Annotated in this window: 21 protein-coding genes (1 of these 21 only partly in view); 7 read left to right on the forward strand and 14 right to left on the reverse strand. The window is 48.0% G+C overall.

What is annotated here, in order from left to right; all coding sequences use genetic code 11:
* From ACEN8J_RS20480 to ACEN8J_RS20530, 11 genes are all read right to left on the reverse strand, one after another.
* Positions 1 to 167, reverse strand: the start of a protein-coding gene (locus ACEN8J_RS20480) for an FAD-dependent oxidoreductase (RefSeq protein ID WP_029516812.1). Its footprint begins 1,444 nt before the window's first position; only the first 167 of its 1,611 coding nucleotides appear in the window; the start codon lies at positions 165 to 167; its stop codon lies off the left edge, out of view.
* A gap of 25 nt (positions 168 to 192) precedes the next feature.
* Positions 193 to 1,128 (reverse strand): ROK family protein, encoded by a 936-nt coding sequence (locus tag ACEN8J_RS20485; protein ID WP_152526700.1) that lies wholly within the window; start codon positions 1,126 to 1,128, stop codon positions 193 to 195.
* 156 nt (positions 1,129 to 1,284) lie between these two features.
* Positions 1,285 to 2,124 carry a MurR/RpiR family transcriptional regulator gene (locus ACEN8J_RS20490; protein ID WP_029516814.1) on the reverse strand — a complete coding sequence of 280 codons (840 nt, stop codon included), beginning with the start codon at positions 2,122 to 2,124 and terminating at the stop codon, positions 1,285 to 1,287.
* The gene (locus ACEN8J_RS20495) at positions 2,102 to 2,821 is read right to left on the reverse strand and encodes an N-acetylmannosamine-6-phosphate 2-epimerase (protein ID WP_029516815.1); all 720 of its coding nucleotides are present in this window, start codon (positions 2,819 to 2,821) and stop codon (positions 2,102 to 2,104) included. The genes ACEN8J_RS20490 and ACEN8J_RS20495 overlap by 23 nt, the downstream gene beginning before the upstream one ends.
* Positions 2,822 to 2,826: 5 nt before the next feature.
* Entirely contained in the window at positions 2,827 to 4,368 is a 1,542-nt protein-coding gene (locus ACEN8J_RS20500) for a DUF4127 family protein (RefSeq protein WP_495593902.1), read from the reverse strand.
* Positions 4,369 to 4,465: 97 nt separating this feature from the next.
* Complete coding sequence (locus tag ACEN8J_RS20505; protein WP_495593903.1) at positions 4,466 to 6,286, reverse strand: protein O-GlcNAcase; 1,821 nt, start codon at positions 6,284 to 6,286, stop codon at positions 4,466 to 4,468.
* 49 nt (positions 6,287 to 6,335) lie between these two features.
* Entirely contained in the window at positions 6,336 to 7,226 is an 891-nt protein-coding gene (locus tag ACEN8J_RS20510) for a carbohydrate ABC transporter permease (protein ID WP_029516818.1), read from the reverse strand.
* Entirely contained in the window at positions 7,226 to 8,107 is an 882-nt protein-coding gene (locus ACEN8J_RS20515; protein WP_029516819.1) for a carbohydrate ABC transporter permease, read from the reverse strand. The genes ACEN8J_RS20510 and ACEN8J_RS20515 overlap by 1 nt, the downstream gene beginning before the upstream one ends.
* A gap of 61 nt (positions 8,108 to 8,168) precedes the next feature.
* On the reverse strand, positions 8,169 to 9,443 hold the full coding sequence (locus tag ACEN8J_RS20520) for an ABC transporter substrate-binding protein (RefSeq protein ID WP_029516820.1): 1,275 nt from the start codon (positions 9,441 to 9,443) through the stop codon (positions 8,169 to 8,171).
* Positions 9,444 to 9,627: 184 nt separating this feature from the next.
* A complete protein-coding gene (locus tag ACEN8J_RS20525) occupies positions 9,628 to 10,194 on the reverse strand; it encodes a DUF420 domain-containing protein (protein ID WP_416145688.1) in 567 nt (188 codons plus the stop codon).
* A 291-nt stretch (positions 10,195 to 10,485) separates the two neighbouring features.
* Positions 10,486 to 10,761, reverse strand: coding sequence for a GNAT family N-acetyltransferase (locus ACEN8J_RS20530; protein WP_029516822.1), 276 nt, complete (start codon positions 10,759 to 10,761; stop codon positions 10,486 to 10,488).
* Between the two features lie 313 nt (positions 10,762 to 11,074).
* On the opposite strand from ACEN8J_RS20530, the gene ACEN8J_RS20535 reads away from it, so the two are divergent.
* Both ACEN8J_RS20535 and ACEN8J_RS20540 read left to right on the forward strand, forming a co-directional pair.
* A complete protein-coding gene (locus tag ACEN8J_RS20535; protein WP_029516823.1) occupies positions 11,075 to 12,040 on the forward strand; it encodes an ATP-dependent DNA ligase in 966 nt (321 codons plus the stop codon).
* 110 nt (positions 12,041 to 12,150) lie between these two features.
* A complete protein-coding gene (locus ACEN8J_RS20540; protein ID WP_029516824.1) occupies positions 12,151 to 12,693 on the forward strand; it encodes a MarR family winged helix-turn-helix transcriptional regulator in 543 nt (180 codons plus the stop codon).
* Positions 12,694 to 12,978: 285 nt separating this feature from the next.
* On the opposite strand, the gene ACEN8J_RS20545 is transcribed toward ACEN8J_RS20540, so the two are convergent.
* Entirely contained in the window at positions 12,979 to 13,914 is a 936-nt protein-coding gene (locus ACEN8J_RS20545; protein ID WP_274386410.1) for a manganese-dependent inorganic pyrophosphatase, read from the reverse strand.
* Between the two features lie 362 nt (positions 13,915 to 14,276).
* Between ACEN8J_RS20545 and ACEN8J_RS20550 the strand changes: the two genes are divergently transcribed.
* Positions 14,277 to 18,563, forward strand: a complete 4,287-nt coding sequence (locus tag ACEN8J_RS20550) for a S8 family serine peptidase (RefSeq protein ID WP_318628200.1) — start codon at positions 14,277 to 14,279, stop codon at positions 18,561 to 18,563.
* 83 nt (positions 18,564 to 18,646) lie between these two features.
* Here the strand turns inward: ACEN8J_RS20550 and ACEN8J_RS20555 are convergent, their stop codons facing one another.
* Both ACEN8J_RS20555 and ACEN8J_RS20560 read right to left on the reverse strand, forming a co-directional pair.
* Positions 18,647 to 20,143, reverse strand: a complete 1,497-nt coding sequence (locus ACEN8J_RS20555; RefSeq protein WP_209949955.1) for a sensor histidine kinase — start codon at positions 20,141 to 20,143, stop codon at positions 18,647 to 18,649.
* Positions 20,140 to 20,826, reverse strand: coding sequence for a response regulator transcription factor (locus tag ACEN8J_RS20560; protein ID WP_029516829.1), 687 nt, complete (start codon positions 20,824 to 20,826; stop codon positions 20,140 to 20,142). Before ACEN8J_RS20560 ends, ACEN8J_RS20555 begins: the two co-directional genes overlap by 4 nt.
* 286 nt (positions 20,827 to 21,112) lie before the next feature.
* Between ACEN8J_RS20560 and ACEN8J_RS20565 the strand changes: the two genes are divergently transcribed.
* From ACEN8J_RS20565 to galU, 4 genes are read left to right on the forward strand one after another with little or no spacing between them, the layout of a single operon-like run.
* Positions 21,113 to 23,452 carry a glycosyltransferase family 39 protein gene (locus tag ACEN8J_RS20565; RefSeq protein WP_495593904.1) on the forward strand — a complete coding sequence of 780 codons (2,340 nt, stop codon included), beginning with the start codon at positions 21,113 to 21,115 and terminating at the stop codon, positions 23,450 to 23,452.
* A gap of 17 nt (positions 23,453 to 23,469) precedes the next feature.
* On the forward strand, positions 23,470 to 24,561 hold the full coding sequence (locus ACEN8J_RS20570; RefSeq protein ID WP_029516831.1) for a glycosyltransferase family 2 protein: 1,092 nt from the start codon (positions 23,470 to 23,472) through the stop codon (positions 24,559 to 24,561).
* 3 nt (positions 24,562 to 24,564) lie between these two features.
* The gene (locus tag ACEN8J_RS20575) at positions 24,565 to 24,987 is read left to right on the forward strand and encodes a GtrA family protein (RefSeq protein WP_029516832.1); all 423 of its coding nucleotides are present in this window, start codon (positions 24,565 to 24,567) and stop codon (positions 24,985 to 24,987) included.
* The gene (galU, locus tag ACEN8J_RS20580; protein WP_023986636.1) at positions 24,984 to 25,865 is read left to right on the forward strand and encodes a UTP--glucose-1-phosphate uridylyltransferase GalU; all 882 of its coding nucleotides are present in this window, start codon (positions 24,984 to 24,986) and stop codon (positions 25,863 to 25,865) included. The genes ACEN8J_RS20575 and galU overlap by 4 nt, the downstream gene beginning before the upstream one ends.
* Positions 25,866 to 25,962: the final 97 nt, after the last annotated feature.

A 25,962-nucleotide genomic window follows, 5' to 3' on the forward strand; every position in this document is an offset into this window, starting at 1 on the left:
TGCTCATCTGGGGGAACCGCCTGTGAAGTTAACTGCCCCCCTAACCAGTCCGTCTCCTCTGTCACGATGACTCTCATGCCAGCCTTCGCCGCCGCGAGAGCTGCCGATGTCCCCCCCAGGCCTCCGCCAATCACAACAATGTCGGTATCAAGCCGTTTTTGCGTCATGGTTCGTTCCCCTTTCATTCTTGTACTAGGACTCGGTCATTTCGAAGGCAAGCCGTGCAGCACCGATAATTCCAGCGCGATTGCCCAACAATGCCCGACTTACTTCCGTTTGAACTCCAAATTGGTGCAGATGCTTTTCCAGCATGGGCCACCAGACCTCTCCCGTGTCCGATACTCCTCCGCCTACAATGATCCTCTCAGGATCAAGAGTCACTGAGATGTTAGCTAGAAGTACAGCTAAATCTGCGGTGTAATCATCCAGCACCTGAATTGCCTCCTGGTTACCGTGAACGGCCTCTTTCACAATCTCGTTTCCCGAGCGGTACAATTTACCGACGTGTTCCCTACCTCGACGTAAGAGGGCGCTCCCCGATACATATTGCTCGGCGCACCCTTTTCTTCCGCAATTACAGGGGTGTCCTCCGGGGAATAGAATACTGTGCCCCCAATCACCGCCGCTCCAATGAGCCCCTCTGCACAAGAGGCCATTTTCCATATATGCACCTCCGACACCTGTTCCCAACGTGAGCATCACCAAGCGTCGCTTGCCCTTCCCCGCTCCCTGCCACGCTTCTCCAAGTAAAGCGGCGTTCGCATCATTATCAGCAACCGCTCGTAAAGCCAGTTTTTCCCTAGCCCATGTTACTAAGGATGTACCTTGCCAGCCAGGTAGGTTATCTGTGGCATACACAACTTCGCCGCTCTCCACATTTACTCTGCCAGCAGTAGCAATGCCAAGAGCGCCTACATCTATATGGGCACCGAGGCTGGTATCTCCAAAAGAACGCAACAGTCCGAGCACAGATTCTGACACCTGCGACAATACCCATTCACGTCCCCGGGAAGCGTCCGTATCCAGCCGGATTTCATCAAGCACCGATCCGTCCCGTGCCACTATGGCGGCCTTCACCGATGTGCCCCCAATGTCGATTCCAATGACTCTGTTCACAGCAGCTGCCACCACACCAACCTCCTTGTTACCTACATAAAAGCTTACTAGCTCTTTGTACAAACCCTCTATTAATAGCAATACATGAAATAGCCATTCATAAGCACCACAAACACAAGTCATTGAACCTGTCGAAACGCACAGTTTTCAATTCACAACTGAAAAATCTCAATAGCTTCGTTCAATAACGGCCCTCGCTGTTTTTTCCTTCATCTGTTTGGTGTGACTCGTGTGCTTGCGAGCAAGCCCTTCGCAGATGAGGTCAATCACGAATAGTTGTGAGATTTTAGCACCGATTGAACCACCTTCTATCGGCGCTTCTTTGCCCGCTGTTAGCAACACGATATCTGCAATGGAGGTAATGGGTGATTTCGCATAATTTGTAATTGCGATAACAGTTGCACCGTTTTGCTTGGCTTTATACAGCATATCGTTCGTATCCAGCGTACTTCCTGATACACTAATGCCGATAGCCACATCACCCGGGTTCATGGACACCGCCATCATCGACTGAATATGTCCGTCTGCCACAGCCTCGGCGCGACGCCCGATGCGTAAGAAACGGTTTTTAGCATCCTGCGCGGAAATCCCCGAAGCACCTACGCCGAAAAATTGAACATAGCCCGCTTGATCGAGACACGCAATCGCACGACCAAGCTCTGAATGGTCCAGCAGCCCCATACTGGAGTGCAAAATATCGAGCATGTTGTGATACACCGTACGCGTAATATCTTGTTCGTCATCTGGGTCGATGTTCTCCTCGCCCATATCAGTTTTACGATAAGTCTGGTTTTGCGCTAGGGACAGTCGGAAATCCTGATAACCTCTGAAACCAATCTTCCGACAAAAGCGCATGACGGTCGTTTCGCCTGTACCTGCAAAATCCGCCAGCTCCGTCACAGAGAAATATATGATGTCTGCGGGATGCTCCAGTACGCACAAGGCAACTTTCTGCTCCGATTTCGTTAATGAAGGATAATACGTTTTAATTCGGTCGTTCATCTCCATAGATGCATTTCACTGCCTTCCTTGCGGCATCGGCAAACCGCTGCGTAATCAATTGGGGTCTGGTAATCGCCGAGCCTACAACCACTGCATGTGCTCCCATTCGGAATGCTTCCTCAACCTGCGCAGGATCATAGATTTTGCCCTCTGCAATTAAAGGAACGGGAACCAGTTCCGACGCTCTCCGAACCAGCTCCAGATCAGGACCCTCAATCTGAGCAGAGTACGGCGTATACCCGGATAACGTGGTGGATACGCAGTCTGCGCCAAGGGAGGCCGCATGAAGTGCCTCCTCCAGTGTCGATATATCTGCCATGGAAGTGACTCCCTGCTCATGGGCATAATCTATGAGCCTCTTCAGCTTGCATCCCGCTGGGCGCGGTCGTAATGTGGCATCCAGCGCAATGATATCCGCGCCTGCCTCCACCAGTTCCTCCATTTCACGAAGGGTAGGCGTAATGTAAATATCAGAATCATCATAATCCCGCTTAACCAAGCCAATCACTGGTAGAGAAATTGCCTGTTTAATCGCACGTACATCCGATGCGCCATTGGCGCGTATCGCCACAGCTCCACCCTGCTGTGCGGCAAGCGCCATTTTGACCATAGAATCTGCTCCATGTAACGGTTCGCCTGGTAGCGCCTGACAGGACACGATCAGTCCGTGCTGAACTTTGGATAATACACCTTCCATTCCCATAGGAATCACCCTCTCTTCTCAGCATGATGCCGTACGGTTAATGCGACTTCAAAGGTGCGGTTCCACGGCATGTAGCAATCTATAATTTCCACGCGGCCTTCCGGCCCGTTCACATATTCATTGAGCGCCTGCTCCAGCCGTCCGCGAATAACCGCAGCTACCGAGCCTCTCGGTCCATCGAGCATAAACTTGGTAAAACCCATCTGCTCCACAATTCCGTTATTCATAGCCGTACGTACCACAGCGCAATAACAGGCATCCTCGGCGTAGCGCAGCGACAGAAAATCCAAATGTTCCTCCGTAGAGCCATAGTGGGTATACAGCATGGACTGGGCAATGACGGTGCCCAGCGTGTTAGAACTGGTATTCCAGCCTGCATAACCCGCCAGCTTAAAAAGCAGTCCTTTTTGCTTCAATAGTCTAAGTAGCTTGAGATCTGCGCCGTTGGCGTAGCCCACATCAGCAACTGCAACATTTTGACCTGCATATTGCAGCATATAAGAACCGTACTCAACCAGCTCTACTACATTCCGATGCACATCATATCCGGTCATTGCACGCTGCTGGGATGAAGCCTCTGCCATCGTGTCACCAGGTGTGTTAGCCAACAAAATCAAATCAGCCTCCGTTGCTGAGGAAGCGATCAGCCCACCTGCCGCCATAATCTGATATTTTAAGGTTTCGTAAAAATAGCGATCTTCAAAAAGCGGTACTACGAATGCCCCCTGCAAAGCAGACAATCGGGGATACACCAGTGGGACTACATTATTCATCTTGTTAACCCAACGAGCCAGCAACGTACAACCCACTTCATCTGCCCCCGGGTACATGTATACATTCAAATCCAGCCCAAGCTCAGAAATACGACTTCTTAGCCGCTGCTGATCCTTGGCGGTATAGCCGTAGGGAGCCGAATCATCCTGTGGGATGATCATAAAATCAATGATACCTTCTGCTACGAGATCCAGCGCAACTTCATTGGCCTCCAAATTCACATGGCGACGCCCTAGGTAATCATCCAATATTTCCATTGGCAGACGCTCGTTGATATCAGCTAATTCGAGTAACTCTTCTGCGGTAGCAATCCCCAGCTCCTGACGATGCTCAATGAAGCCCTTTCTGAATATCTCACGACCCCAATCGGCATAGTAATCCGGTTCTTCATCAGCCAAAGAATATTGCGGACAGCGCATAATCAGTTGAAATGCATACAGGGTCAGTTGCGGATATAGCTGTTTTAGCCTGCGAAGCCGATTCACTCTATCTTTGACCTGCTCGCTCGACATACTGTGTAGTCGAGAAGGTACGATTCCTCCGTACAGCAACGTATCCATCGCAACAATGGCTCCATCAGCCGCCGCTGCGCGTTCTTCGAGCCATGCCCATAGTCTGATCGTATCGCCAGGGGTTTTCTTTTGTCCCATCCATTCTAATGGGGGCCGCTCCATCTCAAAGTCTGTGCCCTGTGCCAGTAAATAAGGAAATTGATAATTACAGGGCCGCTCATCCAGCGGTATAAAAAGTAATCGGGTTTTGGGCTTCACCATACGTTCCACCTCTCCTGAAAATTACCGTTATCCTAACGGCAAATGATTATTTTCAGGGCAGCTATGCTGCCTTGGTTGCTTAATCCAGCGCAAATACTCACAAAATCAGCCGATATTTTCCTTGTTCGTCCTGATCGACATAACCCCACTGCGCAGCAGCACGGATCGCCGGATTGCTACCCAGCCGAGCCTCCGCTTCTAAGCAAGCAGTGATACCGCTTCGCAGTTCTCCTACGATTTCGTCTGTCAGAGGTGACGGCTCTTGCTCGTCAACAGCTTCCCTCGGCGTGCCGCTCGACTGTGCATCGTCCTGTCGCTCGCTGCTGAGCGCAGCTTGACGCAACACCTGCCACAGGCCCGCATCCAGCTCGGCACGTTCCAGCCACGGTGCGGCCTGGGACACGAATCCTGCCGCTGGATCACCGGCAGGCACGCTCCGTAGGACGTTCACGGCCTGAAGCAGCCGCTCAAAGTACATATCCAGTGCAGGGATATCGAGCATTTGCAAAGCAAGGTCCACGTCCTCGTACGTGTTGCAGCCTAGTCGGCTGTTCCTGTTTTGACGACAGAAAAACATCAGTTCATCCGCACGCTCTCCTGCTAACTGCCGCGCAGCCCATTTCCAAGATCGCTCAGGCATATACCGTTCACTGTTCCACATATAGTGGGACATCGTAATGAGCGTCACTTTGGAGCATTCCCACTGATTCATCGGGTTGGCCACCATACCGGTATGTCCACAGTCTGGTAGCCCGGAATATCGTCCGCGCAGCGGATCAAGGAATAACCGATCATGGTCACAATCATTCACCGGGATGTTATCCCACAGCCACAGCTCATGCCCGAAGAATGCATGATTATCAGCGGCGTGCTCGCGACTAATCTGTGGAGCAAAAACAAAGTACCCCGTCCAGAACACCTTAATCTCCGGATGCAGCCGCTCACGGAAATCCTTTTTGTATTCGGTATCCCAATACGACCAATATTCCGAAGGACAGACCGTCAGGGTAAATTCAGGCAGCCGCTCAGCCAGCCATGTATGAACCTTGTTCGTCAAAAAGACATGAGCGTGACCCGAGCGGCCCAGCAAGTGTCGATTTTCCCCTTTGAGTACATAGTCAATGTCATCCATTAATACAGAAAAATGACGTACGCCAATCGCAATCACGGCCGCCAGCTTTTCAGTCAATTTAAGGAAGTCTTCATCACTGCCAAAGCTCAGGTCGTTCCCTGGGCTGATACAATAATGGAAATCAACCTCATGCCGTTCGCAGGCTTCCTTTAATTCGCAAATCTGGGCAAACGTATCCTCAGGGTACGGCTCTCTCCATAGCTCACGATGATATGGATCATCCTTGGGGGCATACATGAATGTGTTCATCCGATGCGTAGTCATAAAACGGACGGCATCCAGCCGATCCGCGAAACTCCACGGTTTCCCATAGAAGCCCTCAATAATTCCTCTGACCGGGAAGGAAGGCTCATCCCGAATAGACATCACCGGCAAAGTACATCGCTCCTGTTCCACTTGAAGCAGGAGATGCAGGGCATCCATGCCGTATTTGAGCCCTCTTTTATTGGAAGCATGGACTTCAATTCGCCCGTCCTTCTGAATGTCCAACCGATATCCGTCTGCAGCAAGCGTTCCGTCATATTCGAGCACCAACTGTACGCTTCCCCGTGTTTCAGTCGGTACACCCGGTCCTGGAGGTACAATAAGCTTGATCGGTCCCTCAGGGTCCAGCACACCTTCATACTCCTGATTCATTGCAAAGCGAGAGGACAGTTCACAGATCAGTCGCGGTTCGGAGATAACCAGCCTTTCCCCGCTGTCATACACATCACGAAAATAATATTGAATCTCCTGCGGTGTTAGCCCTACACTCGAATAAGGCCCCGTTCCTTCGGACAGTTCCATCGCAATCGTCTCCTTCCATTCACAGGCTCTTCGTAGCCGTGACTACTGGCTATCCTTTTACCGCTCCCGCCAAACCTTCCATATAGTAGCGCTGTGTAAACAGGAACAATATAATGATCGGCAGTACCGAAATCATTGTGCCGGCAGCAATCCAGCCGAAGTTATAGGCAAATTGACCGTTGAGATACGTGAGCGCAGCTGCTAGCGGATATAGCTCCGTATCGTTCAAAATAACGATAGGCCACAGAAAGCTGTTCCAGAACGACATCGCCTCCAACAGAGAAATTACAGCAAGCGCTGGCTTGACCAGCGGAAGCACCAGCTGCCACCAAATTCGAAACTCCGAAGCGCCGTCCATTTTACCGGAATCACGTACATCGGTGGGAATATGAATAAACGTCTGTCGCATCAGAAAAATGTTGAACACGGAGACTGCCCCAGGCAACACTACACCCAAATATGTATTGCCCAGATGAAGCCCTTGAATGGTCAGATAATGCACAATAAATGCGGTGTAGGAAGGAATAATCATCGTGGCAATCAGCAGCGTAAACACCAGATTTTTACCCTTAAAACGAAACACAGCCAAGGGATATCCTGTCAGACTGGCGAGTACCACATTGAGCACAACGCCCAACACCGTAATGATGACCGTATTCAGCATATATTTCGGGAAATTCATGAACTGCCACACCTGAACATAGTTGTCGAAATTAATAAAGGTCGGAAAAATAGCGGGCGGCGTTGAAAAAATGTTACGGCCTGGCATGAGGGATACGCTGAGCAGCCAGAGGAACGGTCCCATTAAAAAGAGGGCGAGTAGCACTAGAAGCATGTAGATGACCGTCATTCTCAGCATTCGGGCGAGACTGCGCATGCTGCGGCTACTTTCCTTTTTAGGAAGAGATGAGCATAGCAATTTGTCATCCTTTAGATTCATCAATAGGGATTGACACCACCTTTCCTATTGAATCGGAATACGATAATACTAAGTACGGCAATCATTGCACCGACAATTAAGCCAAGCGCCGAAGCATACCCAAAATTAAACTGCTCCATCCCCTTTTGAAAAATATACAAGCTCGATGTCAACGTGGCCGTTCCCGGTCCACCCTTGGTTAGTACATATACTTCATCAAATACGCGGATAGCTGACATGAGTGATATAAGGGTACAGAACAGAACGTAAGGTCTTAGCAGTGGAAGAGTAATATGAACAATCAGACGCCATCGGCTTGCACCGTCGACTCTAGCGGCTTCGTACAGATCTTGAGGAATGTTTTGTAATCCAGCCAGATAGAGCATCATATAATACCCGAGTCCCTTCCACATTGTGATGAACATCAGTACATACAAGGCCAAGTTGCTGTCCGATAACCAGTGTATGTCTTTGCTAATCAGGCCGATCTGTATGAGCAAGTAGTTCACTACGCTGTTATTGCCCAACAGCCAGCTCCAAATTAAGGCTACAGCTACCATTGAAGTCACAACAGGGATGTAGTAGGTCGTGCGGAATATTTTGATTCCCGGAATACGGCTGTTCACAAGCACGGCCATCAGGATGGAGAAAATTTGGAGAAAGGGGACAATGAGCACGTACAACAATGAGTTCCAAATCGAAATAAGAAAGTTACGGTCCTTAAACGCCGCTTCAAAATTATTCAAACCGACAAAATGGGTATCTGATATGACAGAGTAGTCTGTCAATGCCAGCGGAATGCTGTAAATAATAGGCCAAAATACAAAGACGGCAAGCAATAACAGTCCCGGCGTCATAAAAGCCCAGGCCGTAAAAGACTCCGACCTCAACCATTTGATCATGCTGCATCACCACCTGATTTCGATAAATGAACAGGGGAGTATTCACTCCCCCCTGTCAAACCTATTGCTTTAAAATATCGTTTACTTCCTGCTCCAGAGCAGTTAGCGTCTCCTTCGTATCTCTTCCGTTCAATAAAATATTTTGCAAGGCTCGCGCGATGGCACTATTCACATCTTTGGCATTGGGCACACCAACCATATAATCTGTCGCCTTATCCAAACTTTGCGCGGATACTACCTTGGCTTGTGCTTCTAATGATTTGTCAGACTGAGTAAAATATGGATCCTTAATGGAGTCTTTCGTGGAAGGTAGTGTATTCGCCGCTTTAGAAAAAGCAGTTTGACTCTCTGCGTTTGTCAAGAAAACAGCAAATTTCACTGCTTCGTCCACATGTACAGACTTAGCAGGTACGACCAAGTCCATAGAGTTGGAGAGCCGCACATCGGCTTTGCCAGTTGGGACAGGGACAGCAATTGTGTTCTTATAAACGTCTGGCGCTGCCGTTTTGATAAAATTGATGAACGTGGGGCCTGCCAGCTCGAAAGCAACCTGCTCGCCGGCATAATATTTCACTTGTTGTGAGAAGTCAGCGTCTTCCTTGAGTACAACGCCATCTTCCATCTGTTTTTTTAGATTATCAATCATGGTGACTGCTTCTGGTGTATTGAACGCCGCCGCTGTCTTTTCTTTATTTAGGATAGGAATGCCGTCCACAGCGAAAAGCTTGGATACAAGCTGCTGAGCATAGCCTGCCTTGCCAATTTTTCTATTGATCTGACGGCCCCATTCAGACAATTCCTCCCGGGTTTTGGGCGGATGAGCAGGGTCCAATCCGGCGGCTTTGACCAGCTTTGTATTCATGTAAAGTACTTCTGTACCGGTATACCAGGGCAGCGCATAAGCTTTACCGTTAATGACTGTGGAATTATAAATACCCTCGAAATAAGCAGCCTTTTCCTCGGGCGACAAATGCTCATTCATATCAACAACAGCACCCTTGGAGCCCATTTGGCTAGCAAATTCTGTATTGAGATTAACTACATCCGGACTGCTGTTGCTAGCGATACTTGTCAACAGTTTGTTGGTTACTGCGTCATAAGGGTAATCCTTCCAGTCAATTTTGACATTGGGGTTCTTCTGCTCATAATCGGCAATCACCCGATTGAAATACGGGGTAAATGTAGGTTGTAGTGCAATGGTCCAAAATTGCAGTGTTACTTTCCCTCCGTCAACCTTTTCCGACTTTGATCCTCCACCACCGCAGCTGCTCAGCAGTACAACCAGCGCCAGCATAGATACAAGCAACCGTAACCTGCCTTTCGCTTTCTTTGTCACATGGTGACCCCCTTGTTCTTAGTTGATTAAGGCAAATTATAGCAGAAATACCGTTATAGAAGGAACGTTTTTTTAATAAAATAAATTTAGAAGGAATAATTTTTCTTTTATTGGATACAAAAAAGACGCCTCTTCAGCAAAGACGCCATTTCCCTAAATCAACCCATCAAAGGGTTCACATCTATTAATAGTATGGGGCCATGAAAACGTACACCAGTACCCCGGTCAAGCTCACATATAGCCAAATTGGCATCGTCCAGCGCGCAATCTTACGATGTTTTGCTACCTGCATCGTCCATCCCCATACAACCGTGAACAGTGCCAGCGGTACAATAATTGCAGCCAGTATGCTATGCGAAATCAACAATGTAAAGTAAATCGGACGAAGGATACCCACACCGCCATATTTTGCAGTTTCCGGCGAAATGTAGTGAAAGGTCAGGTAGGAAAATAAAAATAAAACGGTACTGGCAAAGGCCAGCAGAATAAAGGTTTTATGCACCTTGATGTTCTTCTTGAAAATAGCAACCAATGCAGCCACCAGGAAAATAAACGTGAAGCTGTTAAAAATCGCATTCAACCTTGGGAAAATAGTGAGATCAAAACTGACACTCCCCTGGTATCCGATCGGCGAAAAGAATAGCAGCAAAATAATCACGTTGGCTATAATGGAAACGGTGATAATCAAGGTTGTAAAATTACGATTGCTCGTTGGAACGTACTGCTTGTCCTCACTCGCTTTATTCATCATGAGCGTCTCCTTCGTTTAAATTCAGGTTTTCATTATTTTTGCGGTCATAACCATAATATATTATATAGAACTCATAGTTAGCCTGTGAAGTGACAACAGTATGAACAATTTCACAGCCATCCGGCAAGAAATGTGCTTCAACATTTGAGGATAGCCCTTTGTTTCCCTATATCAACGGTAGAATGCATTCTTTTTAAAAGCTTTATGCACACAAAAAAACACCGGAAGAGTCTGATTACCCGCTCCGGTGTTGTGTCGGTTATGCAGTTAAGCAGCCTTGATGATCCATATTCATTGCTGCCACACGTCACTGTATTCTTTATGGCGCTTGAACAGAGCAAGTGCGTACGAGCAAGCAGGGATAACCTTTTTATGCTGATTTCTTGCCATCTCAACCACTCTGTCGATGAGCTCCTTGCCAATTTTTTGACCCCGTAACTGCTCGGATACAAATGTATGGTCAATGACCAATGAGTGGTCATCTACGGATTTATAACCTACTTCTGCAACTACCTGTCCATCATCCACCATGACTACTGCATGGTCCTCCTCGCGAATTTGTCTCATGAGACCAATCCCCTTTCTGACTGAAGAAAATCCCGTAAAACTCATGCTAACGAATTAATGCAATCACTTCATGCCGACGCTAGATATTCTTATCATTCCCCTATTTAGGGATCAGAGAAACATCACATACGAGGATTTTGCAAAAATCCCATAAGCGACTTCCAATGAACAAGATATAGATCGAAATGGTTTAGTTCGTCTATATCTTGCACTTCGGAGCGACTGGAATCAAATTTTGCAAAATCCTGATACATAAAATAAGATCTATCGTCGACACTATATTTATTCATATAAAGGCAAGGGAGGTGCTGCGTTGCGTACAGAAATAAAACCCGTCATCCCGTTTGAACCGGAACTGAGCGAAAAAGTACCTGTAGATGCAACAGGCCTTTGGCGTTACGAAATAAAATGGGACGGTACGAGAATTTTGACGTATCACAACCAGGGCAGCACACGCCTGTTCAACCGCAAACAGCACGAACGAACGCTTTTATACCCGGAGCTTGCTCTCTTTCCCTCCTACTGCAAGGCTGATTCGGTCATATTGGACGGGGAAATGATCGCACTCGGTGCCGACGGTAAACCATCGTTCCATGAAATTATGCGACGGGATCTGATTCGTCGGACGGATCGAATTCAGTCAGCCTATGAAGCTGTGCCTGCTACTTACATGTTGTTTGATATTATTTATCTGAACGGGGAGTGGGTTCATCTTAAACCGTTACAGGAAAGGCTTGAACTGCTGCATCAGATCATCATACCGAATGAACGGATTCAACTGGCTCCCGCTCATCCTGATGGACAAGCTCTATTTCAGGTTATGTGCAGCCAAGGAATGGAAGGTATTGTGTGTAAAAAGCTGGATAGTCCGTACACATTGGGCGGAAAGGACGGACGATGGCTCAAGGTCAAAAATTATGGCGATATCATTGCCGTTATCGGTGGCTATACTCTGAACGGAGGCATTATCAACGCTGTGTTGCTGGGCCAATATGATAAACAAGGAATGCTGCGCTATATCGGGCATGTGGGTACGGGCAAGCTGACTCGGGAAGATTGGCGTCAGCTTACCGAGCGCCTGCTACCACATACCATATCGGAACGACCCTTTAGCAATAAACCGGATCGGCATCAAGATGCGTTTTGGGTGCAACCCATGTATACCGCCAAGGTTCAATATAGTGAGTGGCGGTGGCAAGAAGGACGTACCCTGCGTCAGCCCTCCATACAAGCCTTTGTGAATCAGGACCTCGATCAGTGTATCGGCCCCTGGATGTGACGTTTTACAGATATATTTTCAAAAAATGCGGAACAAAGTTTGTATAAATCATTGCAACCAGTGGTTAATTAAATTACAGTTAACTAATTAACTACATCGAGGTGGATCGCATGTTCTTTTTTTTGGACTCCGAAATTCGTCAACTGGCCTATAATCTCTTTCCAGGTGGCAATAAACCAATTGGTGTTTTGGTAGATTTATTTTCCATAACTTATGAAATACGTAAAAACATGGAGAAGCGTTCACGTGAATTTGGTCTCTCCTACGGGCAATATATCGCGCTTTGTGTACTTTCAGCACAAAGAGATGAAATGTCTTCTCCTTCTGCTTTGGCTGAAAAGATGGGTGTAAGCCGGGCAGCAATCAGTTCCATGGTTATTTCTCTCGAACAAGAGGGATTCATTAATAAATATGACGATCCCAATGACAAGCGGGGAGTGTTCGTGTCCCTGAACGATAAAGGAAAAAGTAAAATTCAACAGATGGATCCCTTTTTCGTAGGGCTGGCTTCACGTCTGATGTCAGACTTTAGTGAGTCGGAAATCTGTCAGTTCCAAACCTATTTGTCACGCGTACGTTCTGCGTTTGAAGATGTCAAAGGTTCGCGTCTAACCGACTCCAGAGAGAAGAGAGAAAAATGGTGCGAAGACTGAGGCAAAAACTGTTCGTCAAACTTGCCCGCATATCTGCTGGCAGAATGGGTGCTGCGTCCGATTTCAAACCTTCGTATTCTCCCAAAGTACATCGGAAAGAAAGGATCATCCACTCCCTGTATTCTTCATTTTTCATGGTAGCGGTTTCATGATGGGCAGCGCTGAAGTTGAAATTGGCATTTGAGTTCCGCATCGGAGACGTCTGGCAGAACTGAAGAAATAAAAATAAGCCTCCTGCTGCCACTGCCATTATGCAGTCGGGTTCAGGAGGCTTATTATTTATCATTACAAACTGTTAAAAGCGTCAGTCAATACAGGTACAATTTGCGATTTGCGCGATACGACGCCTTTCAGAACAGCCTTATTGTCGTCCAACTGAACATTATAGGCTTTTTCAACTGCCTGGGCTTGGCTTCCCAGCGCAATACCAATGGAATCACTGTTCACAATGTCTGTTACGACGAACAAGAACAGATCAAGATTTTTAGCTTCAATGGTTTGGGCCAATGCAGCTTCCAGATCAGCTTGACGGGACAACACATCGTTTACGTCTACTGCGTTCACTTGAGCAATTTCCACTTTGCGACCATTCATCTGAAATTCTTTGGCATCCAGACTTACTAACTGTTCAATGGTATGACCACTCAAGTCAGCTCCCGCTTTAAGCAAGTCAAATCCGTAACGATCTGCATCCACACCAGCAATTTCAGCCAGTTCACGAGCAGCAGCTACGTCTTGATCCGTGCAGGTTGGGGATTTAAACAACAGAGAATCGGAAATAATCGCGGACAACATTAGACCTGCGATATCTTTCGGAATTGCTACACCATTTTCCTTGTAGAGCTTGTTCAAAATGGTGGCTGTGCAACCCACTGGCTCAGCGCGGAAGTATAACGGCTGGCTTGTTTCAAAGTTAGCGATCCGGTGATGGTCGATGACTTCAGTTACACGTACCTTGTCAATATCAGCGGCGCTTTGCTGGCGTTCATTATGATCGACCAGAATGACGTTGTCCGTTTCAGCAGCAACCTGCTCAACCAGACGTGGCGCGCTCACTTTGAAATAATCCAGTGCATACTGCGTTTCCCCGTTCACCTCGCCCAGACGAACCGGCTCTACGTCCGCGCCCAGTTTGGTTTTTAAGTCTGCATAAGCAATAGCTGAGCAAATGGTATCCGTATCCGGATTTTTATGCCCGAAAATCAATGTTTTTGCCAACATAATCGACTCCTTTGCCTTAGGCATTTTACATGATTGTGAAACCTCAACAATTCCAATGCAGATTATATCATTAAATCTCGCATTCTCCCATTCCTCTTCGATTGTTTACAAAAATAATCTAGTAAATTCATAACATTTCCATGGAATCTACATGTAATGTTAACCTTATTTTTTCTAAAAATATAAAAAACATATAGTAATATATCCCACCAATATGGTAAGATATGCCTCAAAACTGGCAAGTTAGTCACCAGTGGTCAATTCTATTATTTTAGATATTAAGGGAGGCGTGAGAATAACGGCAGTGGCTTCAAATCCTAGTATGTAGAGATATCATATTTTGATTGAAAAGAGGGAAATCTTTGAAAAAGCCGATCATTTTGCAAAAAATACCTGTCGTATCACTCGCTCTTGCCTTGACGGTAAGCTTGTCTCTGCCGTCTGTCAGTTCTGCTGCTAGCGCAGATCTGCAAATCAACTCATTTCTGGAAGCTCAGCAAGCATTGACTATTGAGGCGGCTCCGGCCTTCATTTCGCCAGAGCTCAGCACAGATTCTTCCCGTCAGGTCAGAGTCATCGTACAGCTTGATGGTGAGCCCTTAGCCGTGGACAAATATGCAGCACGTTCAGGCGTCCAAGCTTTTACAGCTCAATCTGAGCAAAAAGCGGAATCCGCGATTGCCACTGAGCAAACTACGTTCGTAGACCAAGCCGCTGAGCATGGTATTTCTCTTCAGGTGAATTACCAGTACAACACGGTGCTTAACGGCTTGGAGGTCACACTGCCAGCCAATAAGATTCCAGAACTGGCTAAACTGCCAGGCGTAAAATCCATTCATGAAAACAAAACGTATTATTCCATCCCCGTACAGGACCCGCCAACACTTACAGCCAGTGAAGCCACTTATGATAACGCACCGCTGGACCAGATTGGTGTTCCTGAAGCCTGGGCCAAAGGATTGAATGGCGCGGGAATCAAGGTCGGGGTTATTGATACCGGTATCGATTATGAGCATCCGGACTTGAAAGAAGCCTACAAAGGCGGATATGACTCTTTTGAACAGGACAACGACCCTTACGAGGAACCGTTCCTCGAAAAGGAGAATGATCCATTCGGCACAGGTTTTAGCGGAACGACACATGGTACTCACGTCTCTGGCACAATTGCTGGTAAAGCCGCCAATAAATCCTCGGATATTGTGCAAAAGGGTATTGCCTATAAATCGGACTTATACGTGTATAAAGTGCTTGGACGCAATACCAAGACGGGTCGCTCCTCCGGTTCCTCCGCACAGGTCATTGATGGTATTGAACGTGCTGTCAAAGATGGTATGAACGTCATTAACCTGTCGCTGGGCTCGGATTCCGAAAAGGACCCGAACTCCCCGGATTCCATTGCTATTAATAATGCTGTACTTTCCGGCGTAGTCGCGGTCATAGCGAATGGTAATGCGGCCCAACAAGGACCCTACTTTTATTCCATGGGTTCTCCCGCAACATCCCAGCTGGCGATTTCCGTCGGTGCAGCCACTTCCCCGAGCCATAGCTATTCAAATAAAGCATCCGTCAATCTTGTAACCTATGGTAATGATGAAAAGCCTTTAACAGTTACATCAGATACCTATTACAATTTTAATATGATGGCTTGGCAAACTTTTCATGAGGATTTTTCTTCTATTATGGGGACAGAACCATTGGAATTGGTTTATGCCAATTTGGGATATCCAGATGATTTCACTTCTAAAGATGTAAAAGATAAGGTTGTGATCGTATCGCGTGGCGTCTTGGGCTTCGTAGACAAGATCGCAAACGCACAACAAAATGGTGCAAAGGCTATTATTATTTTTAATGGTCAAGCGAAATCTGGCGACAGCACACGAGCCAATCTGAGTGAAGCTATCCCTGGTTACGATGGTTACATTAATTCGAATCAAGGAGACAATGTAGATTATATCCCTACCTTTGACATGACAGGAAAAGAAGGTAGAGCACTGGCAAGACAAATCATTGAAAGCCAAAACCACAAACAAAAATTCTTTATTGCTTTTGGAGAAGAGTATCATCGTACTGACAATCCTGGTAATACCATGGCCGGATTTAGCTCCCGCGGACCCAATGGCGATGAACTGCTGAGCATCAAGCCGGACGTGAGCGCACCAGGGGTTAGCATCATGTCAACCTACCCTGCCTTCGCCAAGTTCTATCCGGATGCATCCTATGAGCAAGCTTACAAACGCAGCAACGGAACGAGTATGGCATCTCCGCATGTGGCTGGACTTGCCGTGTTGCTGAAGCAGCAACATCCGAACTGGACACCGTTTGATATCCGCGCTGCTCTGGCAAACACTTCGGTTACACTCTTTGATGAGGATAAAATCCAATATGATGTGTATTCCCAAGGTGCAGGCCTTGTAAACATCGCTAATGCGATTCAGACGCCAGCCCTGCTGGAAACCGTCGAAAAGATTACGATTCTCGACAAAAACTTTAATCGGCAGGAGGTTGTGAATTACAATCCTTCCGCCAGCTTCGGGGTGTTACGACCTGGTAGTGATGCGAAGCAGATTCAGCTTCAACTCAAAAACTTGTCGGCTAACACTGTGCAATATGAAGCCAGCACCGTGTTACATGATAATGTAACCTCTGATCCAACTAAGCCGATTGCTACACCTGACGTGAGCAACATTGCCGTTCAGTTGCAAGGTGTTGGCGCGAATGGAGCAATTTCGGCAGAACCGGGTAAATCGCAACCGTTCTTCCTGTCTGTGCAACCAAATTCGGGTGCAGCCACAGGTGTATATGAAGGGGAAGTTATTCTGAAAAGCGCCGGACTGCCAACACTACATTTGCCGTTCGTCGTTCATGTGGGCAAAGAAAATCCAACGACAGGCTTTGGCTTGCAGGACCTGAGTGTTACCAACCCGATTATTTACCCAAGTCGGACAGGTGCTCAGCGCTCAACAGATTTGGCTTTCCGCCTGACCACAGATAAAACCAACCAGATCGCGCTTTATGTATACGGCGTAGATGATAAATTGATCGGTCTGATTGATGGAATAACGACTTCCAAAGAACAAGGAGCTAACGCTCGCCTCAAACAAGGCGTATATTCCTTTAAGGGTATTGACGGAAGTTACGTGGAATTAGATGACAATGGCAAGCCTGTGCTGGATGCTAATGGTCAACCCGTTATTCAACACTTGAAAGATGGCGTGTACAAGCTGGAAGTCAGTTCTCCTGAACTGAATGAAAAGGGCGAAGTTGAACGCAATACCGATGGCCCTAAACTGTTCACCGCCACTAAAGCTATTCGTGTGGATAATAGCGCCGCATCCAGCGGTAGTGGTGGAGGCGGAGGTGGTGGAGGTGGCGGCAGAAGCAATACTACACCTTCTGCTGCAACGAACACATCCACCCCTGTTCCTACATCTGCTCCTTCACTTCAAAGCGTAGTGAAGCAAGGACAGGCTGTTAAAACTGTCACTACAGCCGTTGCATTGAACAATAATGTACAGTCGCTGACAGTAACCGATGCAGATTTGCAGGCTGCCGTGACAGCAGCAGGTTCCAGCCCGACAGCTATTGTACTGTCGGCTACTAGCCAAGCAGGCCAAACGACGAAAGCATCGCTCACTTCCACACAACTGGTAACGCTGGGCAAGGCTGCAGCAGGAAGCAGCTTGATTGTAAGCAATACAGGCTCCTCTCTGGCTTTGCCAGTATCCGCTCTGAAAAATGTTCCTGCTGGTGCAGGCATTGAAGTGATCATCAGCAGCCAAGCAGAGGCGAGCGGTACATTTACAGGCAAGCTGAAAGGCTCCAATGTGATCGGCACCCCGGTAGGGTTTGAAGCTAACGTTGTCACTGGTGGCAAGAGTCAATCGCTCAAAGTTGCTCCAGGACAGTTTATTAGCAGATCTTTTACAGTACCTGGTCAAATTGATTCCAATACAGCCGGTGTACTCTATACGGCAAACGGAAATGTCTATCCCGTTCCATCCGTCTTCACCAAGCAGGCTGATGGATCTACCGTCGTCAAGGTAAGCCGTCTGGGCTTCTCGACGTATGCAGCGGCGACACGTCCCGTTAGCTTTGAAGATATTTCATCGTCGTATGCCCAATCCGAAATTCAATCGCTGGCGAACAAGTTGCTGATCAACGGTACGACCGACACGACTTTCTCACCGAAGAAGAACGTGACACGTGCAGAATTTGCAGCCCTGGTAACCCGGGCACTCGGCCTGACACCAGGTACTGCTGGACCATTCAGTGATATCCCGGCAGGTAGCTGGTACTCCGGCGATGTGGCAGCCGCTTATGAAGCTGGATTGATTACGGGCCGCAGCAGCGACAAGTTCGATCCGAATGCTAATATCAGTCGTCAAGAAATTGCTGTCGTGCTGGGTAAAGCTATAGACCTGCTTCAAATCAAAGCAGCAGCCGATGGCCCTGCACGTACACCGTACCATGATGCTTCATCCTTTGCAGGCTATGCCAAGGACAGTATTGAAAAAGTAAGTGCAGCAGGCATCATTAACGGAGAAGCGATTAAAGGCTCCTCCTACTTCCAGCCGAATGCACCTACAACCCGTGAGGCATCTGCCAAGGTGCTGCATGTGCTCTTACAAAAAGCTGCGCTGATTAACTAACAATTAAAAAGCCTCCCGAGCCGTGTTATAACCAAAGCTGCGGTTCGGGGGGCTATTTCTATGTTACGCCATAATCTGCAATACTATACTGTTCCCGCTAAAGGTAGCGTTACTTTGAATACACTTCCCGTTCCCAGGGTGCTTTCGGCTGTAATGTTCCCGCCGTGTGCTTCCACGATAGACTGTGTAATGGCCAGACCAAGACCCGCCCCGCCTGAGCTACGTGTACGCGATTCATCTCCACGATAAAAACGCTCAAATATCCGCTCCAGCTGTTCTTTACTCATGCCTGGCCCGTTATCACGAATTTGGATATCCACCAACTTCTTACCTGCAGACAGGTTTACCTGGATTACACCTCTTTCCATATCGGTATGCTGAACCGCATTGTGAAACAGATTGAGCACGACCTGCTTGATTTTATCCCCTTCTGCCAATACCCGTATACCTGCCGTCATATCAAAAACCACTTTACGTGTACCTGCTAGCATAAGAAGCTGCGGTTTCATTTCCAGCAGCAACGCATCTAATGGTATGTCTTCCAGCTTTAACTCCGGTGTTCGATCCAGCTTAGCCAACAATAGCAAGTCAGAGACAAGCTTATTCATCCGCTTGGATTCACCATACATACTTTCTAATGCTGATTGGAGCTGCTTCGGATTGGATGCAGCTCCACGAAGCAACACTTCCAAGAAGCCGTGAATAGACGTGAGCGGGGTGCGCAGTTCATGGGAGGCGTCCGCAATAAATCGTCTCATCTGCATCTGCAATTCCCGTTCGGCTGCAAAAGAATGCTCCAGCCGTTCCAGCATTCCGTTAAATGAAACCGCCAAACGATCCACCTCATACTGCCCCTGCTCTGCATCAAAGCGCTCGGCCAGATTGCCGGCATCAATACGTTTGACTGCCTCAACCATCCTGGAAAGGGGTACCAACGTGCGGCGCAGCACCGGAAGCATAAGCGCCAACCCAATCGCAAGTGCAATCAGAGACAATAAAATAAAGGTGCGGAGCTGGTTAATCAACTGCTCTTGCATAGAAGTCGTGGATACGCCCATTTGAAGTAAACCGGAAGAACGGTCAGGTGGACCAAGCGGACGGAATACAACCAGTTGCTCTTTCCCCTGGGCATCCGTGATTAATTGATAGCCGTGACGCATGCGCTTACTCTGCTGCATTGCTTGATACTGCTGAGTGGTGAGACGCGGCGGTTTAAGTCCATTTTCATTGGACAAGCTCTGGAAGGTACCGTCTATACCTATAGAAGCAAGCGACATATCCGGCCAAAACAGAAACGGTCCCGGTCGATTACTCCTTCGATTGGACTCATCTTGAGGAACGGTTACCCCAGCCCCGCTCTTTTCCTGCGAATCCTTAATCAATAAATCGGCAGGAATTGAATTCAGCTGTGTATTCATGGCTTCTGCCCGACTGCGATACAGAAAATCTTTCATCAGAAAATATTGTAGAAAACCAATCAATACAAGCAACAAAGCCAAAATGAGTAACGTTCTGGCCAAAAGCTGGGATCGGAGAGAACGGAGTGCATATTTTCTCCGACTTTTCCCGCCCGCCTTCATAGCAGATCCACCCGGTATCCCACACCGCGCAGCGTACGAATGACCCGGTGCTCCTTGTCTTTGAGTTTTTCACGCAAGGAGCGAATGTACACCTCAACAATATTATCCTCGCCTCCAAAATCGTACCCCCATACCCGGTCCAGAATACGACTTTTACTTAACACAATCCCGTGATTCAACACCAAAAACTTCAATAGTTCATATTCGGTAGGCGACAGTTCCAGCACCTGACTCTGATAACGGATTTCCTTCCGTCGATCATCCACTTGAAAGGGGCCGTGAACCACTTCTCCCAGCAGATCGGGGAACTGATTGCGCAAGCGCGCTTCAATGCGAGCCAGCAGCTCATTAAAACTGAAGGGTTTTACAACATAATCATCCGCGCCGAGTTTTAATCCCTTTACCCGATCGTCGACATCATCCTTGGCAGTCAGCATAATGACCGCGATGTTATCCTCCGTCTCCTTGAGACTTTGGCACACCTCAAAACCGTTCATTTCCGGCATCATCACATCCAGCACCGCTACATGCGGGCGAAACTCTTTTGCCAAATCGAGCGCTTGACTCCCGTTCTCGGCGGTTCTGACTTCATATCCTTCATTAATCAGTCCAAGCTCTAAAAATTGCAAAATATGAGGCTCATCATCTGCCAGCATAATTTTAACTCCGTGTATTGGATTCATTATTCATCTTCCCTTTCATGTTGCTGCATTTTTCTCATATAAAAGTCGATTCATTTTCACCTGTATCTAATATACCTGAATCCTGTCGCAAAAAAAGCACCCCTGCTCAGCTTTCAGCTAACGTTCAGGGAGCGCTCAGAACCAATTAAGGTAGGTCTGGCATGATAATAGCAAGCCGGTAGTTCACCGGGCCAAGATCGGAAGCGACTGGTCATTCCGCAGTCCTGAAGATAGCGGCTAGAACAACGGAATAAATACAAAGAATTTTACAGGGAGTGGAATGAACATGATTAAGAAATGGTTTAAGACCAGGGCGGACATCCCCCTGATCATCATTATGCTGATATCCGCATTTTTGAACGGATACAACATCTGGCAAGACAAATATGTAAACACCTACTACACGACGGCCGTAGCAAGCATGCTACAAAGCTTTCACAACTTCTTTTTCGCCTCACTTGATTCTGCCGGATCGGTAACGGTAGACAAACCCCCTGTAGTGTTCTGGATTCAGACACTGAGCGCCTATATATTCGGACTTCACGGATGGAGCGTTATCTTGCCACAGGCGCTGGCTCAGGTCGGATCGGTCTTGCTCGTTTACTTGCTCGTCAAACCGAGCTTCGGTACGATGGCCGCACGTTTGGCCGCCTTCGCTATGGCAACGACACCGATAGCCGTAGCGGTTAGCCGCACGAATAACATCGACGCTATGTTGGTTTTCACACTGTTGCTCGCAACATGGCTATTGTTCAGAGGCCTTAGAAATAGCAAAACCGGGCTGATCCTTGCTGCTTTCGCAGTCGTAGGCATCGCCTTTAACGAAAAAATGTTACAAGCCTATATGATCGTTCCCGCACTGGGTCTGTTCTATCTGCTGGCTTCCAAGTTTAACTGGAAGCGAAAAGCAGCAACACTGGTAGGATCAGCAGTTGTCCTCCTGATCGTATCACTCTCTTGGGCAGTCGTAGTGGACTCTACTCCGGCAGATGAACGCCCTTATATGGGGAGTAGCGGTACGAACTCTGTGCTGAATTTGGCCTTTGGTTATAACGGCCTGTCCCGTCTGACAGGAGATCAGGGTACAGGTGGCAATCGTGGCGGAGAACGTACGGATCGGAACAATAACGCTGCAACGAATAGCAGCAACACAAACACGGATCAGGCTCAGACGACCACATCATTGGACAGCACTACTTCTACGGATGACTCAGGTGCCAACAACATGGGTGCAGGTGGTCAAATGCCACCGGGTGGATTTGGCGGCAACGGACAAGGTGGTCCTGGAGACGGGCAAGGTGGTCAGGGCGGTCCAGGCGGTGGACCGGGAGGGAATTCTGGTGGAGGCATGTTCGGTACTGGCGAAAAAGGACCTTTACGGTTGTTCCAATCCTCCCTGTCAGGTCAAGCCAGCTGGCTGCTTCCATTTGCATTAATTGCTTCCATCGGCCTGCTTGCAAGCACTCGACGTCGTAATATCACACAAAAACACAAAGAGGTCATCTTCTGGCTGACCTGGTTGATTCCCGTAGCTGCATTTTTCAGCGTAGCAGGATTCTTTCATCATTATTACCTGATTATGCTCGCGCCACCAATTGCAGCGCTCTTTGGAGCAGGATTCGTAGAATTGTGGAAGCAGTATCGTGAGCGTTCCAACTGGCTCTCCTGGCTGTTACCCGCAGCAGTATTGGCAACCTCGGTATTTAGCTGGTTTGTTTTGCAAAATTACAACGATACCATTGGCAGCGGCTGGTCCATCACGGTATTGATCTTAGGGATCATCGGCACGGTGCTGCAGGTAGTGGCACGAATGAAATCTGAGAAGTTCACAAGGTTCGCCATCATTGCAAGTGTACTCGCTATGTTTATCGGTCCTGCATATTGGGCATTGACACCGATCATCTACGGAGGGAACAGCATGATTCCACAAGCCGGACCCACTCAATTTGGCGGCGGTGGCGGTGGCGGAATGCCGGGCGGCAATGATCGCAATAGAGGTCAGAGCGCCAATGGACAACAAGCCGAAGGAACTCAAACGAATAACCAGACCAATAATGCAGAGAATTCCAGTCCTGATGGAAATACTTCAAGCACACAAACAAGTACAGACACGGAGCAAAAATCTTCTACCCGTTCCAGAGGAATGGGAGGACCCAACGGTAGCCAAAGTTTAGATCAAAAAACGTTGAGCTATTTGCAAAAAAATAACACAGGTGAAACCTACCTTTTCGCAGCAAGTAATTATTCAACGGCTGCTCCTTACCTGGTCGAGGCCGGACAAAAAGTAATTATTATGAACGGTTTTGTATCCTACGATCCAGTCTATACCGTCGATAAAATCAAGGCGCTGGTCGAAAGCGGACAAGTGAAGTACTTCATGATTTCTGGTGGAGGCGGCGGACCGGACGGCGGTAACTCTGAAGTCACTGCATGGATCAAAGAACACGGCAAGTTGATCCCTACAGATGAATGGAAAACAACAGCAGACGAAACAAGTACAGACGTTAAAGCCACCGAGAGCGGAAGCGACACGACGAACAGCAATGCGAACGCCCAGGATGGTCAAGGTGGCCCTGGCGGAGACGATCGTGGCGGAAGCGGTACTTTATACGAAATCACATTATAAATGAGGAGGAACTACGAATGAGTGAACCCATCCGTTATTCCATAGTTATTCCGATGTACAACGAGGAAGCTGTTATTACGGAAACCTACCGGAGGCTGAAACAAGTCATGGGCTCAATGGGTGAGCCCTACGAGCTGATCTTCGTAAATGATGGAAGTTCGGACCGCAGCGTCCAATTGATCAAGGAATTCAGTCTCAGAGATGACACCATTGTATTGATTGATTTCTCTCGCAATTTTGGTCATCAGCTAGCGATTACCGCCGGGATGGATTATGCGGTGGGGGAGGCGGTCGTCGTCATTGACGCCGACCTCCAAGACCCGCCGGAACTGATTGTTGAGATGGCTAACAAGTGGAAGGAAGGCTATGAAGTGGTCTACGCCAAACGGCTCAAACGCAATGGCGAAACTCGCTTCAAGAAATGGTCTGCCAGCCTCTTCTACCGTGTACTTAAAGCATCAACGGACATTAATATCCCGGTCGACACCGGGGACTTCCGCCTAATGGATCGTAAGGTCATAGAAGAATTGAAACGGCTGCCGGAAAATAACCGATTCGTTCGTGGACTGGTCAGCTGGATCGGATTCAAACAAACTGCTGTAGAATATGAGCGCGACGAGCGGCTCGCGGGCGAGACCAAGTATCCGTTGAAACGAATGATCAAGCTCAGTCTGGACGGGATCACATCCTTTTCGATTAAGCCGCTCAAGCTGGCAGGGTATATCGGTGCACTTCTCTCCATGTCCGGCTTCCTGTATCTGATGTACGTACTGTTTCTCAACTTTTTCACCGACTCCTACGTGATGAAGGGCTGGTCGTCTATGATTAGCATCAGCCTGATTTTCGACGGGGTGATCCTCATCATTCTCGGTATTATGGGTGAATATGTTGGACGGATTTATGACGAAACCAAAGCACGTCCGCTATACATTGTCCGTGAGCATCTGGGTGGACAATACGAAAACGGTCCGACACATGCTATGAAGGCCCCTGAACCACGCGAGTCCCTGTACATGCAAGGAGCCCGTGAAAGCCTGATTTCGGCAGGACGCACAGTGCGCGGCAACAGTGCGGTATATACCGGACCCAAATCCGGTCATGGAGCCTAAACTATGAAAAGTCGCATGGCCCAGCTGCTTCCTATGATTCGATTTGGCATTGTAGGTCTGGTGAATACAGGCGTAGATTATATTATTTTTATGCTGCTAGCTTGGGGCGGAGTGCCGGTCATTGTAGCGCAGATCATTTCGTACAGCTGCGGCACAGCCAACAGTTATATTTTGAACAGCAAATGGACATTCAACAAACAACTATCAAACGACACAAATAAGCGTCAATTACCCAAATTTATCGTCATCAACCTGGTCGTATTAGGGATAACCTCCCTATTACTGCAAGTGCTCCACACGGGAACCGAGTTGCCACTTGCTTTAGACAAGCTGATCGCCACCGCAGCCGGAATGATCATCAATTATATCGGGAGCCGATACTGGGTATTTGGTTCCCCATCCCGAAAGGAAAGTGAGTTTCTATGAGAAAAATTACAAAAGCTGTTATTCCAGCCGCCGGATTAGGAACCCGTTTTCTACCAGCTACGAAAGCTTTACCGAAAGAGATGCTTCCCATCGTAGACAAGCCGGCTATTCAATATATCGTAGAAGAAGCTATCAAGTCCGGAATTGAGAGCATCATTATCGTAACGGGGCGTAATAAAAAAGCCATCGAGGATCATTTTGACAAGTCTGTGGAGTTGGAGCAGGTACTGGAGAGCAAAGGTAAATACGATCTTCTGCGTGAAGTTCAAAGCATCGGGGGTAAAGCAGTCATTCACTATATCCGTCAAAAAGAACCTCTCGGCTTGGGACACGCGGTAAGCTGCGCTCGTCAGTTCATCGGCGATGAACCATTTGCCGTGTTGCTGGGCGATGATATTATGAATTCCTCCACCCCGGCGATCCGTCAAATGATGGATGTCTACGAGGCGACTGGCAAGCAAGTGGTCGGCGTGCGCACGGTGGAAGAACAAGATGTGAGTAAATACGGCATTATTGACTCTACTCACCAGAACGGTCTCATCCACGAAGTCGGCGGGCTTGTTGAAAAACCTTCTCCGGCAGATGCCCCTTCGCGGCAGGCAGTCATTGGTCGGTATGTATTGGAGCCTTCCATTTTCTCTATATTGGAAAACCTGTCCACTGGGGCAGGCGGTGAATATCAATTGACAGACGCACTCCATCAGGTAGCATTGCAGAACCAACTGCTCGCATTGGAACTGGAAGGCACACGTTATGATATTGGAGATAAAGCTGGATATCTGGAAGCCGTGCTCCACATGGGTATGCAACGCGAAGATTTGCGTCCAATGCTTGACTCCATGATGCGCGAGTGGGCGCTTGCTTCAATGATAAAATAGGGAATTTCCCCTCCGAAATCCGACGGGTGCTGTGAAATCACGAGAGTAGATGGATGAACATGTAAACCTGTACAATGTAGGAGTACAGCAGCATTTG

The sequence above is a fragment of the Paenibacillus sp. Paensp38 genome, assembly GCF_059491915.1.

Excerpts from the sequence above, each read along its gene's own strand:
- ACEN8J_RS20490 (WP_029516814.1), bottom strand. The coding sequence starts at position 2,124 with ATGGAGATGAACGACCGAATTAAAACGTATTATCCTTCATTAACGAAA.
- ACEN8J_RS20495 (WP_029516815.1), bottom strand. The coding sequence starts at position 2,821 with ATGGGAATGGAAGGTGTATTATCCAAAGTTCAGCACGGACTGATCGTG.
- ACEN8J_RS20500 (WP_495593902.1), bottom strand. The coding sequence starts at position 4,368 with ATGGTGAAGCCCAAAACCCGATTACTTTTTATACCGCTGGATGAGCGG.
- ACEN8J_RS20505 (WP_495593903.1), bottom strand. The coding sequence starts at position 6,286 with ATGGAACTGTCCGAAGGAACGGGGCCTTATTCGAGTGTAGGGCTAACA.
- ACEN8J_RS20510 (WP_029516818.1), bottom strand. The coding sequence starts at position 7,226 with ATGAATCTAAAGGATGACAAATTGCTATGCTCATCTCTTCCTAAAAAG.
- ACEN8J_RS20515 (WP_029516819.1), bottom strand. The coding sequence starts at position 8,107 with ATGATCAAATGGTTGAGGTCGGAGTCTTTTACGGCCTGGGCTTTTATG.
- ACEN8J_RS20525 (WP_416145688.1), bottom strand. The coding sequence starts at position 10,194 with ATGATGAATAAAGCGAGTGAGGACAAGCAGTACGTTCCAACGAGCAAT.
- ACEN8J_RS20530 (WP_029516822.1), bottom strand. The coding sequence starts at position 10,761 with ATGAGACAAATTCGCGAGGAGGACCATGCAGTAGTCATGGTGGATGAT.
- ACEN8J_RS20540 (WP_029516824.1), top strand. The coding sequence starts at position 12,151 with ATGTTCTTTTTTTTGGACTCCGAAATTCGTCAACTGGCCTATAATCTC.
- ACEN8J_RS20545 (WP_274386410.1), bottom strand. The coding sequence starts at position 13,914 with ATGTTGGCAAAAACATTGATTTTCGGGCATAAAAATCCGGATACGGAT.
- ACEN8J_RS20555 (WP_209949955.1), bottom strand. The coding sequence starts at position 20,143 with ATGAAGGCGGGCGGGAAAAGTCGGAGAAAATATGCACTCCGTTCTCTC.
- ACEN8J_RS20560 (WP_029516829.1), bottom strand. The coding sequence starts at position 20,826 with ATGAATCCAATACACGGAGTTAAAATTATGCTGGCAGATGATGAGCCT.
- ACEN8J_RS20565 (WP_495593904.1), top strand. The coding sequence starts at position 21,113 with ATGATTAAGAAATGGTTTAAGACCAGGGCGGACATCCCCCTGATCATC.
- ACEN8J_RS20570 (WP_029516831.1), top strand. The coding sequence starts at position 23,470 with ATGAGTGAACCCATCCGTTATTCCATAGTTATTCCGATGTACAACGAG.
- ACEN8J_RS20575 (WP_029516832.1), top strand. The coding sequence starts at position 24,565 with ATGAAAAGTCGCATGGCCCAGCTGCTTCCTATGATTCGATTTGGCATT.
- galU (WP_023986636.1), top strand. The coding sequence starts at position 24,984 with ATGAGAAAAATTACAAAAGCTGTTATTCCAGCCGCCGGATTAGGAACC.